The organism is Psychrobacter sp. CX90 (assembly GCF_057396305.2).
Map to the genome: position 1 here is coordinate 1,473,240 of NZ_CM182008.1, position 16,238 is coordinate 1,489,477.

Annotated in this window: 14 protein-coding genes; 3 read left to right on the top strand and 11 right to left on the bottom strand. The window is 39.7% G+C overall.

The window, feature by feature from the left end; translation table 11 throughout:
- From secD to AC2SLN_RS05800, 3 genes are all read left to right on the top strand, one after another.
- A complete protein-coding gene (gene secD / locus AC2SLN_RS05790; protein WP_486549971.1) occupies nucleotides 1-1,881 on the top strand; it encodes a protein translocase subunit SecD in 1,881 nt (626 codons plus the stop codon).
- Between the two features lie 78 nt (nucleotides 1,882-1,959).
- A complete protein-coding gene (gene secF / locus AC2SLN_RS05795) occupies nucleotides 1,960-3,081 on the top strand; it encodes a protein translocase subunit SecF (protein ID WP_486550098.1) in 1,122 nt (373 codons plus the stop codon).
- A gap of 158 nt (nucleotides 3,082-3,239) precedes the next feature.
- Nucleotides 3,240-4,775 carry an MATE family efflux transporter gene (locus AC2SLN_RS05800; protein WP_486549973.1) on the top strand — a complete coding sequence of 512 codons (1,536 nt, stop codon included), beginning with the start codon at nucleotides 3,240-3,242 and terminating at the stop codon, nucleotides 4,773-4,775.
- A 305-nt stretch (nucleotides 4,776-5,080) separates the two neighbouring features.
- Here AC2SLN_RS05800 and AC2SLN_RS05805 read toward each other — a convergent pair whose 3' ends face one another.
- From AC2SLN_RS05805 to aroC, 11 genes are all read right to left on the bottom strand, one after another.
- Entirely contained in the window at nucleotides 5,081-5,560 is a 480-nt protein-coding gene (locus AC2SLN_RS05805; protein WP_486549974.1) for a RidA family protein, read from the bottom strand.
- Between the two features lie 299 nt (nucleotides 5,561-5,859).
- Nucleotides 5,860-7,404 (bottom strand): amidophosphoribosyltransferase, encoded by a 1,545-nt coding sequence (gene purF, locus AC2SLN_RS05810; protein WP_486549975.1) that lies wholly within the window; start codon nucleotides 7,402-7,404, stop codon nucleotides 5,860-5,862.
- A gap of 64 nt (nucleotides 7,405-7,468) precedes the next feature.
- Entirely contained in the window at nucleotides 7,469-7,972 is a 504-nt protein-coding gene (locus AC2SLN_RS05815; protein ID WP_486549977.1) for a CvpA family protein, read from the bottom strand.
- 77 nt (nucleotides 7,973-8,049) lie between these two features.
- A complete protein-coding gene (locus AC2SLN_RS05820) occupies nucleotides 8,050-9,087 on the bottom strand; it encodes a quinone-dependent dihydroorotate dehydrogenase (RefSeq protein ID WP_486549979.1) in 1,038 nt (345 codons plus the stop codon).
- Between the two features lie 152 nt (nucleotides 9,088-9,239).
- On the bottom strand, nucleotides 9,240-9,794 hold the full coding sequence (locus tag AC2SLN_RS05825; protein WP_486549981.1) for a DUF4870 family protein: 555 nt from the start codon (nucleotides 9,792-9,794) through the stop codon (nucleotides 9,240-9,242).
- A gap of 478 nt (nucleotides 9,795-10,272) precedes the next feature.
- Nucleotides 10,273-10,878, bottom strand: a complete 606-nt coding sequence (locus AC2SLN_RS05830) for a hypothetical protein (RefSeq protein WP_486549982.1) — start codon at nucleotides 10,876-10,878, stop codon at nucleotides 10,273-10,275.
- Nucleotides 10,879-11,047: 169 nt separating this feature from the next.
- Nucleotides 11,048-12,361: a type II secretion system protein GspL gene (gene gspL / locus AC2SLN_RS05835; RefSeq protein ID WP_486549984.1), complete on the bottom strand. Its 1,314-nt coding sequence runs from the start codon at nucleotides 12,359-12,361 to the stop codon at nucleotides 11,048-11,050.
- A gap of 161 nt (nucleotides 12,362-12,522) precedes the next feature.
- Nucleotides 12,523-12,984 carry a phosphohistidine phosphatase SixA gene (gene sixA / locus AC2SLN_RS05840; protein ID WP_486549985.1) on the bottom strand — a complete coding sequence of 154 codons (462 nt, stop codon included), beginning with the start codon at nucleotides 12,982-12,984 and terminating at the stop codon, nucleotides 12,523-12,525.
- A gap of 134 nt (nucleotides 12,985-13,118) precedes the next feature.
- On the bottom strand, nucleotides 13,119-14,357 hold the full coding sequence (locus AC2SLN_RS05845) for an NAD(P)H-dependent glycerol-3-phosphate dehydrogenase (protein ID WP_486549987.1): 1,239 nt from the start codon (nucleotides 14,355-14,357) through the stop codon (nucleotides 13,119-13,121).
- A gap of 82 nt (nucleotides 14,358-14,439) precedes the next feature.
- Complete coding sequence (locus AC2SLN_RS05850) at nucleotides 14,440-15,018, bottom strand: nitroreductase family protein (protein WP_486550099.1); 579 nt, start codon at nucleotides 15,016-15,018, stop codon at nucleotides 14,440-14,442.
- Nucleotides 15,019-15,120: 102 nt separating this feature from the next.
- Nucleotides 15,121-16,221: a chorismate synthase gene (aroC, locus tag AC2SLN_RS05855; RefSeq protein ID WP_486549989.1), complete on the bottom strand. Its 1,101-nt coding sequence runs from the start codon at nucleotides 16,219-16,221 to the stop codon at nucleotides 15,121-15,123.
- Nucleotides 16,222-16,238: the final 17 nt, after the last annotated feature.

Sequence of the window (16,238 nt, forward strand, 5' to 3'; positions counted from 1 at the left end):
ATGCATTACCCTGCTTGGAAATATTTTTTAATTATATTCGTCCTTTTCATTTCAGGCCTGTATGCGCTGCCAAACCTTTATCCAGATGAACCAGCTGTTCAGGTTACCAGTGCATCTGCAGGCACACAGCTTGACGAAGCTTTGCTACAAAAATCTCAGCAACTCTTGGATGAGTCTGGAATTGCAAATCATAATCCTACTTTTCAAGATAATAGTGCCCTACTACGTCTAAATAACACAGAAGACCAACTTAAGGCGCAGGGGGTATTGCGCCAACAGCTGGGCAATGATTATGTGGTAGCACTCAACTTAGCTCAAACTACGCCAGAATGGCTACGTAGTATTGGCGCTAAGCCACTCAAGCTTGGATTAGATTTAAGAGGCGGCGTCCGTTTTGTACTTGAAGTTGACATGGATAAAGCCATCGAACAGCGTTTAAAAAGCGCCAGTAGTGATGTCCGCCGTGCTCTACGCAGTGAACGAGTCCCTGTGAAAGGTGTCAGCGCTGCAGATCAAGGCTTAATCCTTCACTTTAGTGATACTAGCAATAGAGACAAATCGCAACGAATTTTGCAAAGTACACAGGGGCCTCAATTCGATATTCAAGCGATTATGGACGACCAAGGGCCGGGACTTAATCTAAGCTATAACGAAGCGACTTTAGATGAGATTAATGACTATGCGGTAGGTCAAAACTTAACCACTCTGCGCAACCGTATTAGCGAGCTAGGTGTCAGTGAAGCACTGGTTCAGTCGCAAGGTAGCAATCGTATTGTCGTCGAGCTACCTGGGGTTCAAGATACCGCTGAGGCTAAACGTGTGCTTGGACGTACTGCTAACCTAGAGTTTCGTTTGGTAGCAGATGACAATGCTAATTATGCAGGTGGCATACCTCCTGCTGGCACAGAAGCATTTCCCTATATGAGCCTTGATGGTCCGCCTTCACTGCTGAACCGTCAACCCATTTTGACGGGCGATAGAGTGCAAGGGGCGACTTCTGGTCTCGACAGTGAATCTGGTACTCCTGAGGTAAACATTACCTTAGATAATGCTGGTGGTAAATTAATGCAAAATGCCACCAAAAACGCAGTTGGCAAACAAATGGCTGTGTTATTTATTGAAAACAAGCAGAAGATTGATTACGCCAAAGATCCTGAAACGGGAGAAACCGTTGAAACACGAACGCCCTATTCGGAAACTAAAATCATCAGTCAAGCAAATATTCAGGCTGTTTTAGGCTCTTCGTTTCGTATTACTGGTCTAGATAGCCCAGCTGAGGCCGCTGAATTAGCGCTACTACTTCGCTCAGGTGCCCTTGCTGCTCCCATGTATTTTGTTGAAGAAAGAACCATTGGTCCATCTTTGGGTCAACAAAATATTGATGACGGCCTCTTTTCAACTCAAATAGGCTACTTACTAGTATTCGTATTCATGATAGTTTTCTATCGCCTATTTGGTGTGATTGCGAATATCGCTTTAGCTTTCAACTTGATCATCATGGTGGCTGTTCTATCCATCCTTGGTTCAGCACTGACTTTACCGGGTATAGCAGGTATTGTATTAACCATTGGTATGGCTGTAGATGCTAACGTATTGATATTTGAGCGTATTCGTGAAGATCTGGCTGAAGGCGCACGACCAAAATCGGCAATTGTTTCTGGATTCGATCGGGCATTTAGTAGTATTTTTGATGGCAATATCACGACCCTTTTGGTAGCGATCATCTTATTTTCAATAGGTTCTGGCCCTATCAAAGGTTTTGCGATTACTCTAGCTATTGGTATTCTAAGCTCTTTGTTTACCGCAATTATTGTAACCCGAGCCTTAATACACCTCGTTTATGGCAAACGTAAATCTGTTAAATCATTAAGCATTGGCTAGGAGAAAATAATGGCTAATAATAAATTAAATGGAAATACAACAGATACTACGTCTGAAAACGAGACACCTGTTGACTCAATGACTACCAGTAACGAGGGTAGGCCTCGTAGAAGACGTAAACCTCGTCGTGATGGCAAAGGCAATAATACTGTTCGCACTCAGTTAGCCCGTAAAGATGATACTACTCTCGCTGAGCCAATAGACAATCTTGAGGACGATGCAGCCTTATCTGAAGGTGGCATCAAAGCGGTGGGTAATAAACGTATCATTCCGTTTATGAAGCTTGAAAAACCAATGGCTTTATTCTCAATCATTATGGTTGTAATAAGTTTGGGTGCTCTGTTTATCAATGGTTTAAATCTGGGTCTGGACTTTACCGGTGGTGTCTCAGCTGATGTTGCCTACGAACAACCTGTCGAGCAAACCCAAATTACCGAAACTTTAGAGTCCGCTGGGTTTGAAGATGCTGTTGTTCAGTATCTTGGCAGCAATAAACAGCTATTAGTTCGCCTCCCCCCCCAGTCTGATAATGTTGATGGATTAAGTGAAAGCCTTAAAACTGCGTTAGACTTGACTGATAATGAAGCCACAATCAGTAGTGTGAACATCATAGGTAGTCAGGTTGGTGGCGAGGTATATTTAAGTTCGATGATAGCTATTATTACGGCTCTGGTCATGATGATGCTGTATGTTGGGGTCCGTTTTCAGTTTAAGCTCGCGGTTGGTGCTTTAGTTGCCCTGTTTCATGATGCGATTGTTACTTTAGGTATCTTTGCAATATTCCAGTTTCCATTTGACTTAACTGTACTCGCAGCAATTTTAGCGCTAATTGGTTATTCGTTAAACGATACAATCGTCGTTTATGACCGTATTCGCGAGAACTTTAGGCGGGTGCGTGGTGCACCCCCAAGGCAAATTATTGATTTGTCATTAACCGAAACCCTACGCAGGACTATCATGACCGTGTCTACTGTATTGGTTGTCGTTTTAGCTATGTTATTCTTAGGCGGCGCAGGGCTATATTGGTTCTCGGTTGCCTTCTTTATTGGCCTGATTGCAGGTACCTACTCTTCAACTTACATCTCAAGCTCTATCCCATTGGCAATGGGATTATCTAGAGATGACTTCGTGGTAAAAGTAAAACCAGAATTTGAAGAAGAAGTGGTCAGTTTTAATGATCCGAAAGCTTATAACGAATAATCACATTTTACCTACTTAATAACCAAAACCATAAAAAGCACCTTGAAGGTGCTTTTTATGGTTTTATTATTAGATGAAGCTCCTCAATCACTATATAAACGTATCGTTTGCTAAAATTTTACCAGTATTTAATTTGCACTTAATAAAAAGTTTTGCATATGAGTCCATCATCCTCTCGCTCAGCCTCAACATTAGATTTGAGCTACTATCGTATTCTGTCAATAGCCACACCGGTGTTAATTGCCAATCTTGCCATGCCTCTACAAGGGGCAATTGATGTGGCTGTCGTTGGCCATTTTCCGCAACCATATAGCCTTGCAGGACTCGGCATAGCCTCACAGCTCTGGCTATTAATTTTAGTGAATTTCAACTTTCTTCAATATGCATCATCGGGTCTGTCATCTCAAGCTGTAGGTCGTCAATCAGCAACCGGTAAATTCTCCCCCGAGCTGGAACATATACTTTATCGCTCTATAGGATTAGCCATTATCCTTGCAAGTATTTTATGGCTATTCAAACCGATTCTTATAGACTTTGGGCTTGATTTATTAGGTGCCCAACCCAGTAGTAGACTAGCGGCACAGACCTATATTGAAGTCCGCTATTTTGGCATCGCCTTTGAGATGATGAACTATGCATTTATCGGCTGGTTTGCAGGTCAAGGTAAAACCAAACAAATGATGATGGTACAAGTACTTGTTTCAGTTATTAATATTGTGTTAACCCTGACATTTGTATACTTTTTAGATATGGGTCTTCAAGGTGTAGCACTGGGGACGGTAATTGCCTATGCATTTGGTTGCTTAACAGCTACTTTATTAGCCCGTTATCATATCCACCAAATGCACCAATTTTCTGCCATTAGGTTTAACGGTGATACTACGTCAAAGACTATGCAAAGAACGACGTCATTATCTACCCAAGAACTTATGCAAGATCAGCCAAATAGCGTAGAAGAGACTGGCCATATTAATAAGCAATTATTATCTATTAGTGGTTTAAATTCTTTGCAGCAACGCTTATCCACTGTATTTGCATTCGATAAAATGCGTCACTTATTTTCCCTCAATAAAGACATTTTCATTCGTACTCTATTATTGACTTTAAGCTTTGCATGGATTACACGCTTATCTGCACAGCAGGGAGATTTGGTCATGGCGACCAATGCCATTTTACTACAAGTATTAAGTATCTCAGCGTTCGCTTTAGATGGTGTTGCAGTTGCTGCAGAAAGTTTATCTGGACAAGCAGTAGCCTACAAAGGGAGCAAGTATTTCAAGCTCGCTGTCAAAAATACAGGAATAACTATATTTTGGTTAGCGGTTACTTTAAGCCTTATTTGGCTATTGGTATTGCCGTCGTTTTTGGGACTGATGACAGATTTACAAGCGGTAAATACATTGGCTCTAGATTATCGCTACGTCGCCGCTCTACTGCCATTGATTGGTGCGGGTGCATATTGGTTAGATGGGATTATGTTTGGATTAACCGCAGGATCTAAAATTCGCAAAGTTGCTATTATAGTGGCACTTATATTCTTCCCGCTTACTTGGGCGGTGTACAAAATTTACGGCGCTCGCTATGCAATGCCCGTTATCTGGTTTAGCGTCTACTGGTTATTGTTGTCAAGATTCGTTGTTGCCGGTGTTGTGCTATGGCGATATAAGCAGCAGCTTATCTATAAAGAACATTAAAGAGGTTTAAATAGCATTTATATTTATATTAGCAACAACGATTGACACTTAATACTTTATGATAAATTTAGTGATAAGAAGGGTGTACTAACTGCTTTGTTCAATCGGTCAATACTATATACTTAATTCTATACCAGAATTATTACAGTGCTAATTTATAGTGTTTTTATAGTTGATAGTCTTTAAAATTATTTTTTAAATTAACCTCTTAACAATTACGTTATCAAATATACAAACAAGGCAATCCACTTGCTAGGTTCATCGCCTGTTTTACTCAACATATAGCTGTCTAAATCAAGAATTGATTACTTTACAGCCATGCATTCTATTTCCACCTTAGCCCCGAAAGCCAGCTCTTTGGCTGCAAAAGCGGATCTAACAGGATAGGGTTTATTTAGTTTGGCTTGATATGCTGTATTAAATTCGTCGAAATCATTCATATCAATTAAAATAACCATACATTTAACCAAATCCGAACTCTGATAACCATAAGTTAGTAAAGTATGATTAATATTATCCAACGCTTGCTCGGTCTCTTTTTTGACACCTCCTTCTACCAGCTTTCCATCCTTAATGCCAAGTTGACCTGACATGTACAATGTATTGCCAGCACGCACTGCTGTAGAAAATGGATACTCTCCATTTGTACCATAAAATATAGGCGTGGTTTTACTTGGTATATTACTTGGCACGGTGCTAGTTTGTTGAGTGGTTACTGCATTACCGGTCATTGCGGCACTACTTAAACCTAAAACTAAAGTCGCTGTTACCATATATCTAATCATACGTTATCCTCCTAAAACTTACCCATAGCAAAAATATTTAATAGCGAACAAAGTATTTATTGCTGTATGAAAAAAACGTAAATCACTGTAAATGACGACACGCCCTAAACTTAACCTTACTTTAGTCATATTTTGGAGTTGGACATTTATTAATAACAACCTATCACACCACATAGCATGAATAAAAAAGCAGAATATAACTCAATAGATAAAGTCATACTCCGCCAATCATTCTAACAAAAAATGCTAAAAGCTGTTTATTGAATTTATAAGAGATTTAGAACAGTTAATGTCACTATTTATTGGCCTTCACCCTCTTGAATACCTGTCATATCGACGGGGGTATCTGAGATAATTTGAACCCCACCCGTCTTTACCTTTGCTTGGTCATTACGTTGTTCCTGTAGATAGTTTAAGTACTCTTCAGTGATATTGCCTGTGATATAGTTACCATCAAATACAGCGCAATCAAATCCTTCGACTGTACTGTGTTTGGTGTCTTGAACCGCATCAATCAAGTCATCTAAATCTTGGAAAATTAGGCGATCTGCACCTATAATCTTACGTACCTCTTCAACAGTGTGCCCAGCAGCAATAAGTTCATGACGAACAGGCATATCAATACCATATACATTTGGGAATTTTACTGGTGGTGCTGCACTAGCAAAAAATACTTTATTAGCACCTGCATCGCGCGCCATTTGAATAATTTCATGACACGTTGTACCACGTACAATAGAGTCATCTACCAATAAAACATTTTTATTTTTAAACTCAAGGGGTACAGCATTGAGCTTTTGACGAACTGATTTTTTGCGCTGTTGCTGCCCGGGCATAATGAAAGTACGTCCGATATAACGATTTTTCATAAAGCCTTCTCGGTACTTAACATTTAAATTAAGCGCAAGCTCCATCGCTGAAGTACGAGACGTATCAGGTATGGGAATAACCACATCAATATCATGATCCTCGCCCCATTCTTTACGAATTTTTTCAGCCAATTTTTCGCCCATACGTAGGCGGGCTTTATACACTGAAATATTATCGATAATGGAGTCAGGACGGGCAAAATAAACATATTCAAAAATACAAGGTGTGTATTTCTTAGGCTCGATACATTGGCGCGTATGCAGCTGATTCTTAAGATCAATAAATATCGCTTCACCGGGCTTAATATCGCGGACGACCTGAAAACCAGAACCAGTAAGGGCAACCGATTCAGATGCTACCATATACTCAGTACCACCATCCTTAGCCAGCCGCTCCCCATATACCAGTGGACGAATACCGTTAGGATCTCTAAAAGCTATTAAACCTTGACCTGTAATCAGCGCTACTACAGCATATGCTCCTTCAAGACGCTTATACATTGAGCTAATCGCATCAAAAATATCGTCTGGAGTTGGCTGAGTTTTATTCAGTGCCTGTATTTCATGTGCTAATACATTTAACAGTACTTCAGAGTCTGAATTGGTGTTGAGATGTCGCAAATCATCTCGATACAATTCTTTGGCAAGCTCTTCGGCATTGGTTAAGTTACCGTTATGCGCTAGCGTGATACCATAAGGAGAGTTGACATAAAATGGCTGTGCTTCTGCACTGCTTGAAGTGCCAGCAGTTGGGTATCTTACATGCCCCACACCAAATTCGCCAACCAATCGCATCATATGACGTGTCATAAACACATCACGCACCATGCCATTGTCTTTACGTAAGAAAAAGCGCCCATCTTTCATCGTAACAATACCGGCAGCATCTTGACCTCGATGCTGTAATACCGTCAAGGCATCATATAAAGTCTGATTAACTGGCTCGTGAGCTGCAACACCAACGACTCCACACATACACTATCCTTTTAAATTAAGTACTCAATTAATAAAAAGCTATTGATCTATCGCAAAGGAAAACTTACTGTTCAGGTGTATCAATTTGTTGCCAAGCTTCTCCAAACACGGTTTTGACAAAATCAGTAGCAAAGGGTGAATATGGCATTAATTCCGGTGCAATGATAGAGGACTCCCAAAGTGACGTGTTGATTAACATTGGTGCTAATACGCTGAGTAAAACTAAAATGGCAATAAGATTTTTAAAAGACCCTAAAATGCCACCCGCTAATTGATCAACCAGCCCCAATTTAAAACCCTTTATCACACTGGAAATCAATGCGGATATTATTTGCATAAACAACATGACTATCAATACAATAATTAAAAAACCCAATGCCATTTGTAAAACTGGAGACTCAATATATCCGGATAACAGTGGACCAACATTATCTGCAAATCTTGTTCCTGCTACTAAAGCGACAAACCAACCCACCAAGGCAACCGCTGTTCGTACTAAGCCAGCCTGAAATCCACGCCATAAACCAATTAGTACTATTACAGCAATGATAATATCTAATAATCCCATAAATTAAACCACACTACTAATTAGTTATTCCAAAAACATCATTTGAATAATGACATTATCATGCCTGTGCCTATCTTTTATGGCATAATCAGTGAATCGTGATGACTTGCAATTGACTCAATACATTGCTGTACAAGCTTAGGGCCTTTATATATCATGCCCGTGTATAGTTGAACCATTGTCGCCCCTGCATGCAGTTTACGAACGGCCTTCTCCCCACTGTCGATACCACCCACTCCGATAATTGGCACTCGATCCATCAATCTTTCATGAAACTGCTGTATGATCTGGGTACTGAGGTGACTGACAGGTCGTCCTGATAATCCACCCGCTTCATCGCCAAAGCGCAAATCTTCAACCCCTGTTCGGCTCAGTGTCGTATTGGTTGCGATTAACCCATCTATCTCGAAATCGATTAATTGTTCAGAAATATAGTCGATTTGATTGACTGTTAAATCTGGGGCAACTTTGAGCATCATAGGAACATAAAATCCATATTCAGTTGCCAATTGGCTGTGTCTATTTTTAATGGTATCTAATAGCTCTGTTAATGCATTGCCGCTCTGCAAGTCTCGAAGATTTTTAGTATTAGGAGAGGAGATATTTATGGTTACGTAAGAGGCATGAGGATATACTCGCTCCAAGCAATAAATATAATCATCAGCAGCATTTTCAACAGGTGTCACTGCATTTTTACCGATATTTATGCCGATATTACCTTTATATTTACAGCTCTGCACCTTTTTGACCAAGTGTTCTACGCCTAAGTTATTAAATCCCATACGGTTAATAATTGCGCCCGCTTCTTTAATCCTAAATAAGCGGGGTTTCGGGTTGCCTATTTGAGCCTTAGGGGTAACCGTACCTACTTCTATAAACCCAAACCCCAGCTCTGCCAAAGCATCAATATAATCGCCGTTTTTATCAAGCCCTGCTGCCAATCCAACAGGATTGGAGAACTGTAAGCCCATACATTCGGTAGGAAGTGCTTGCTGTGAATAGATATAACCTAGAGTGCGGGATTTATGAGCTTTTTCTAGGAGCTGGAGAGTGAGTTCGTGCGCATGTTCAGGATCGAGATTGAATAAAAAAGGACGAAGTAAGGCGTAGGACATAACGCTGGGTAACCTGTTATTAAGAATAATAAATGCAGACCAGCTGCTCAATTTTAGGATTAACTCAAAACCCAAATTATAACAGTATACTGAATTCAATTCACTGTTCAAATTGTATTATTGGTTAAGGAATAAATATATTAAGCAGTTGATTACTGTACAGGACGATTATCCGTCAAAGCAATCCAGCCACGTACAATACGATAAAGGTGCCATAAGATAGCCGCTACGAAAATCAACCCTCCAATAATTGCCATGACAATAGAACCTATTGCCACTTCAGAGCTTTCTGCAAAAATACTAATACCCAAACCCCCTAAGCTCATAAATAACAAAGTCGCACCGATTATTCCTAAAATCAAACTATACCAAAACGTTTTAATCTGCCAGTCAAAATGGGTGGCCAACCATGTCCCTTCTGCTTCGCCTCGACGTAAATAATTCATCACAATCGGTACTATCCACAAAAGTCCCGCGCTAAAAAAGCTAACCGCGTATAGTAAATAAGTAATATGATTAAATTTTATTAGAGCATCTTCTTTAGCCTTCTCTAACACAGGTAAATTATTATTATGGCGTGCCATTTGCGTGTCTGAGGCATTAACCGTGTTTAAGCGTTGATTAAAAACAGACGTTGGCTCATTTTTTAAAGACTCATGCCGCTTGGTCTTTATCTTACGACTATTATCCTGATGATTAGCTGCCATAATTATTTACTCTTATTATGTTTATTATAGAGGCAAAAAGCCAAAACCAATTAAATTGACACCGTCATGCATCATGACTTCTGAACTCATTTACGTAGTCTAACCTTTAATAAGGGCGACTTGTTTTGATTTCCAGTCTTTTTTATCCATATAACTACCAGTGAATTGCCATAAGATCGCATAAGCTATGCTATTAAGCTCATTTGGAACTATTGCACTCTAAACTATCGCACTATAATTGTATGAATTTAAAAAAATTACCGATGCCACTCTTAGCACCTGTACTCATAAACTAAAGTTAGGGTGTTTTTATAATGAAATGAAACAGTACGAGGCACCATTAAGTTAAAAGCTCGGGTTGAGTAGTCATTCTACTTAATCCTGATTTTAATGAAATAGTGGGTCATTTTAGACCAAAATAGCCAATTGTAAGTTGTGAATACAGAGTCTTACATCACATCACAAGTTGCGCCATACATCATTTACTCACAGTCGCCTGAACTTCAATCACTTTCGTATCAGGATTTTGTTGCATATTTAAATTGGTAATCTTGTAGCTCGAATTGACTATTGAACTAATGATATTACTAATAACCCCTTGATTCTCTTGCATAAAACCAATCTGAGCATCATCTTGCACTATTAATACTTGAGGATTTGCAACACCAGATTGAGTTAAAATCTGACTCAAATGTTGATCTATGGCTAATGTGTCTTCAGCACTTTTTGAAGGGTCTATATTACTTGACTGGGCACGTAACCAGAAATAATCACTAACGGCTGTCTGGTATTCCTCTTGTTTTTCCATCGCTTTATTGTGTAACGTATATCCACCATATGCTCCCAGTAAAAGTACTGTAAATATAAATAGAAACGATAAGGCCAATTGATCACGACTAGATAGAGTGGACCATTTGTTAGCCATAGATTCAAGGAGTTTTGAATGCTTAATCGACATCGACTTAATATTCGATGAAGAATCAAGGGCCATTGTTGAGGCATCATTTGCCCCACCCTTCGGTGATATAGCATCCATTTTTGATACTTTATTGGTACGTTTTATTCGGGACAGAAGTTTAGCCATATTTATTCATACGTTTTAAAATAAGAAGGAGTCAGGCAAAGTCACTTATGTAAAGTGGGTGATTCAAAGTAATTGGTTATAAAGAGCTCATTAAAAATATAGTATTATGAGCTGGCTATCAGAGAAAAAATTAATGGCTATCAATAATGGGTATTAATAAAGCAATGATTTAACTAAGCTTACTATAGTTTTCATTTACAGACACATTTGCCTCACTGGCAAGAGAGATATTTAATTCGCCAACTACTCCCCCATCACTAATAGGGTTGATGGCGCCTAAATTAGCATTGATACCTTGCTCATATAGACTACGCTGTAACTGATCTATTCCCTCACGACGCTCGCCTTTTACCACAATGACTATATTTGACTCATTCCAAACTATTGATTGAGCAATTAAGTTTGACTGCTTTAACAAGGGCGAGATGCGACCTAATATGGTAAGGTGCGGTTGACTATCACCCTGACTCTGAACCAAACGAGGTTCAACTTGAGTGGTCACACTTACTCTAGGGTTTAAAGTCTCCCCCGGAAACCATTTAGAAAATTGTGCTTCGGTGGCTTGTTTGGTTGTTATGATAGCATTATCATACTGATACCACTGCAATGCATCACCCACAATTTGGAAGAGGCCAGCCAATAGCAATAGACCTGCCGCCAACGATAAATAAGGTGATGCCAAGCGGGTACTTTTAGCTACTATAAAATTGAGCGGATGTTTTAAAGGATAATCTATGGGCTTTAAAGAGAGGCTAGAAGGTTTTAAAACCAATCCGAATTCATGACATATGAGCCTAATGGGGTCGGGGATATTATCCACATTTTTATCCAGACTTGAGCTAGATTGATTGTCTGACTCAGCATCCAGAGTCAATGTACTTACTATCGAATCATCACTGGAAAGGAACGTTATTTGGCCAACCTCTTTAAGCACTCTTGGCAGCAACGATAAATGACTCAGTGCTATACCTTTTGTAATAGAGAAACGGGCTAAAAAGGTGTTTTGAATTCTATCGTAATATAAGTTTACCGAGCTGTCTATAGAATCAGGGCTATTGTCATTTTGCCTTTCAGGGACTGGTAAAAGTAAATAATCAGGTAGTAAGGCTGTGATTTTATAACCTGCCAGCTGTGCACTTTGCTGCCACTGTTCAATTTGAGCTGAGTTTAATGCATAAAATGTATTTGATGACCCAACACTCATACTACGCACTTGCAGCTGTTCAACTGGCATCAAAGATAACTCTTCGAATAAATACTGTTGTCCAGTTTGTCCCAACTGTTTAATCTGAGTAGTGCTTAATTCATTTTCAAGCATTAACGCTAATTGAGTTGGAATATACAGACACACATCATTATTCTTAGATTTTGAGAATGTCACTTCATTGAGATCTTGCCAGCCATCCAGTTGCATCCAGCTCTCTGTTGCATCACTCCAAACTCTTAACTTTGCTTTTTGATCTGCCAACCAAACATGCTTCACACAATTTTCCTAATATAATCTTTAAGCCTAAATATACTGTAGTGGTAATTAAGAGAGTTTTAAAATCAACTCTTGAGCGCCACTTAAACGTTTAAAATAACCATAGTGATGCTAGATTAATTCATTACTCTACTTTGATATGCTTGCTAGCAAACGGTTTTTTAAGAAACAGGTTGTTGGGGAATAAATCTATCAACCTCATTTCCCATATCTAATCCTATAAACTCAGCCTCAATGATTCGTGCTTCTGCCAATTCATACGCCTCAGGGTATTGAGCCGTTAACAACGCCGTTATCTTAGCTATAATAGGCATATGACAGACAATGAGTATACACTCCCCTTCAATATTCATTAATGTTTTGAGTGCCACTACTGGGTCATCAGGTGGGGTAATATTATTTAATACGTTTGTCGCTACATCAGGTAGTTTAACCTTAAATGCCTCTAAAGTTTGCTGTGCTCTATCATAAGGACTGACAATAAATGCATCAGGAATATATTTATTTAAAATATATTCCGCTGTTTCCTCCGCCTGATTAACACCCATCTTTGTGAGTTGTCGCTCATTATCTTGCTGGGTTTTACGTTCTGCTTCACCATGACGCATCAATATGATTTTCATATTTTTCTCAATAAAATGAGGTTAAAATTCAATTAAACTTCGATAGTGGATAGTGTAATGACTCAATATCTCTCATATAAATATTAACTGTTCTAAAATCTTATATGTGGTTAGCAACCCTATACACAATCTTCTTATTTAATTAAAGCATCTGATCTTTGCTCATTTAAAGAATCATTAGTACGATCATGCGGCATGACAAACTCAACATCACTTCTAAACCCAGCTTCCATCAAGTTTAAAGCAACACCTAGTGCCGCTTGATCTTCATAAATTACGGCATGTAGGGCGTGAGTAATAGGCATATAAATTCCTAATTTAGTTGCCTTCTCATGTACTTGTTGAATGGTATTAACGCCCTCCGCCGTTTGCCCTAACTTTTTGACTGCTGACTCTAAGCTTAGACCTTTGCCTAACATACTTCCAATACGGTAATTGCGGCTCAACTCAGACCCACAGGTGGCATATAAATCGCCGACTCCTGATAGACCTAAGAAGGTCAAAGGATTTGCTCCTGAAGCCGCCCCAAACCTGCTCATTTCCGCCAAAGCACGTGTCAACAACATGGCTTTAGTATTCTCGCCAACATTATAAGAGGCGGCCATACCCATAGCAATGGCATATATATTTTTTAGAGCACCACCTAGTTCCACACCGCGCACATCATCAGAGGCAAAAATTCTAAAAAAGGCACTATGCAAGGCCGACTGAACGGCATGTCTTAAAGGTCCAGAATAACTGGCAATAACTGAGGCAGATGGCATATTTTGCATAATTTCAACTGCCAAATTGGGGCCTGACATAACCCCAAAATTAACCTCAGGCAGCTCATCTTTTATAATCTCACTCATCGTAGAAAAGGTATCTTTCTCCATACCTTTGGTCAATGACACAATAGACTGACCTGAAATATAGGGTGCAATTTTCTGTAAGGTCTCCCTAAAAGCTGAGCTTGGTACGGCAACAAATATAATATCCTTATCTGTCACTGCTGTCTTTAAATCATGCTCAAATTTCAAACGTTCATCAAGTGTAAATCCTGGCAAGTATTTTTTATTTACTCTTGTCTTTTTAAGGTTTTTGACCGTACGTTTATCTCTTACCCATAACGTAGAATCACATCCATTGCGTGCTGCCAGATTTGACATTGCGGTACCAAAGCTACCTCCGCCTAAAAAGGCAAGGCGCAGCTGATTTGATGATAAACTAGAAGGAATAGCAGACTTATCCATCCTGTTTTCAACATCTTCTACCACTTGTGACGGATCAAGCTGTGGTTGACTCCGTTTTGCAAGATTGATTTTAGTTGCTTTTTCAACAAGACTTGATAAAAGACTGTTATTCAAGTTTACTTTTTTATCTTTGTCGTCCATTTTGTTAAGCCTTTTGGTAAATATTGACTAATCCATTAGTGTTGTTTTAATGGTACCGATAACTACGACTTTAGATTAGGTTCTAAGATTGATATTGCACAAACTGTTGAATGTCGATTTTATCACGTACAGGCAGCTCACAAGGACTACTACCTGTATAAACAAATGCAGCAATATAGTCCTCTGAACCCACATTAAAGTAAGATTTAACAGCCGGTTCATTAGATAATAAACCAGTGCGCCAGACTGTATTAAAACCTTCAGCTTTTAACGCCAAGATTAAATTTTGTACTGCGGCACCCGTGCTAAGTAATTGCTCAAACATTGGTACTTTCTCATGGTACTGCATTCTTGTGACAACAGTAATAATCATTGGAGCGCGTAATGGCATATTCACTGTTTTATTAAGCGTAGCTTCGTCAAGCTCTTTATTTTCTCGCAAGGCTTTGGCCTCAGCAGCCGCTAATAATGCACGACCAAATTCGTGTCTGGCCTGACCTTGAGTAACAATAAAACGCCATGGCTTAAGCTTTTTGTGATCTGGTGCGGTCATGGCACATTCTATGGCTGCTTCAATTTGCTGCTGATTAGGCGCAGGTAGAGTTAAATTCGCAATACTACGGCGTGACTTAATCCAATCAATTATAGACTCATCTGTTATTGGCAACGCAGCCACAGTTGGAGGCTTAATATGCGCATTATCTTTAACAATTATAGAGGACGGTTCAACCGTTTCATTTTTTAGGTTCATCGTATGTATTCACTATATTGGTACAACGGGTGGTTTGACATCGGCATTTTGACCACGATGTCGTAAGTAGTGATCCAACAAAACAATCGCTAGCATGGCTTCAGCAATAGGCGTTGCTCTAACCCCCACACAAGGATCATGGCGACCTTTGGTTAACATATCAACCACATTGCCTTCATGATCAATACTTTTACCTGGTGTGGTAATACTTGAGGTTGGTTTAAGAGCAATACTCACTTTGATATCCTGACCAGAGGATATACCACCTAATACCCCACCTGCATGATTGGCTGTGAAACCCTCTGGCGTTAGTTCATCACGAGACACATGACCAAATTGCTCCGCAACCGCCATGCCATCACCAATTTCCACCCCTTTTACTGCGTTAATACTCATCATCGCATGGGCTATATCAGCGTCCAACCGATCAAAGACAGGCTCACCTAGACCTACAGGTACATTTGAGGCGACTATCTCAACCTTCGCACCACAACTGGTACCCTCTTTACGTAGACGATTGATTAAGGCTTCAAAGCGAGGAATGGCATCTCTATCTGCACAGAAAAAAGGATTGCTGTTAACATAGTGCCAATCAATACATTTAGGATTTTGTGGTGCTATTTTTTCGTTGCCTATTTGCACCACATGACCAAAAATTTCGATACCTAAGCGCTCATTAAGGTACTTTTTGGCAATAGCACCTGCGGCAACCCGCATTGCTGTTTCACGAGCAGATGAGCGTCCACCACCACGATAATCCCGAAATCCATATTTCATACTATAGGTATAATCGGCATGACCAGGACGAAAAGTATTCTTAATATCATTGTAGTCTTTAGACTTCTGGTTGGTATTGCGAATAAGCAAACCAATCGACGTGCCCGTTGTCATACCTTCAAAGACACCCGATAAGATTTCTACCTCATCAGGCTCACGCCGCTGAGTTGAAAATTTCGAAGTGCCCGGTTTACGACGATCTAAGTCAACTTGTAAATCTTCTTTGCTAAGCGCTAATCCAGGTGGTATACCATCTACAATGGCCATCAAACCACTACCATGCGACTCGCCGCACGTGGTTACTCTAAAAACCTGCCCTATACTGTTTCCAGCCATAATTTATACTCAATATA

Excerpts from the sequence above, each read along its gene's own strand:
- secD (WP_486549971.1), top strand. The coding sequence starts at position 1 with ATGCATTACCCTGCTTGGAAATATTTTTTAATTATATTCGTCCTTTTC.
- secF (WP_486550098.1), top strand. The coding sequence starts at position 1,960 with ATGACTACCAGTAACGAGGGTAGGCCTCGTAGAAGACGTAAACCTCGT.
- AC2SLN_RS05800 (WP_486549973.1), top strand. The coding sequence starts at position 3,240 with ATGAGTCCATCATCCTCTCGCTCAGCCTCAACATTAGATTTGAGCTAC.
- AC2SLN_RS05805 (WP_486549974.1), bottom strand. The coding sequence starts at position 5,560 with ATGATTAGATATATGGTAACAGCGACTTTAGTTTTAGGTTTAAGTAGT.
- purF (WP_486549975.1), bottom strand. The coding sequence starts at position 7,404 with ATGTGTGGAGTCGTTGGTGTTGCAGCTCACGAGCCAGTTAATCAGACT.
- AC2SLN_RS05815 (WP_486549977.1), bottom strand. The coding sequence starts at position 7,972 with ATGGGATTATTAGATATTATCATTGCTGTAATAGTACTAATTGGTTTA.
- AC2SLN_RS05820 (WP_486549979.1), bottom strand. The coding sequence starts at position 9,087 with ATGTCCTACGCCTTACTTCGTCCTTTTTTATTCAATCTCGATCCTGAA.
- AC2SLN_RS05825 (WP_486549981.1), bottom strand. The coding sequence starts at position 9,794 with ATGGCAGCTAATCATCAGGATAATAGTCGTAAGATAAAGACCAAGCGG.
- AC2SLN_RS05830 (WP_486549982.1), bottom strand. The coding sequence starts at position 10,878 with ATGGCTAAACTTCTGTCCCGAATAAAACGTACCAATAAAGTATCAAAA.
- sixA (WP_486549985.1), bottom strand. The coding sequence starts at position 12,984 with ATGAAAATCATATTGATGCGTCATGGTGAAGCAGAACGTAAAACCCAG.
- AC2SLN_RS05845 (WP_486549987.1), bottom strand. The coding sequence starts at position 14,357 with ATGGACGACAAAGATAAAAAAGTAAACTTGAATAACAGTCTTTTATCA.
- aroC (WP_486549989.1), bottom strand. The coding sequence starts at position 16,221 with ATGGCTGGAAACAGTATAGGGCAGGTTTTTAGAGTAACCACGTGCGGC.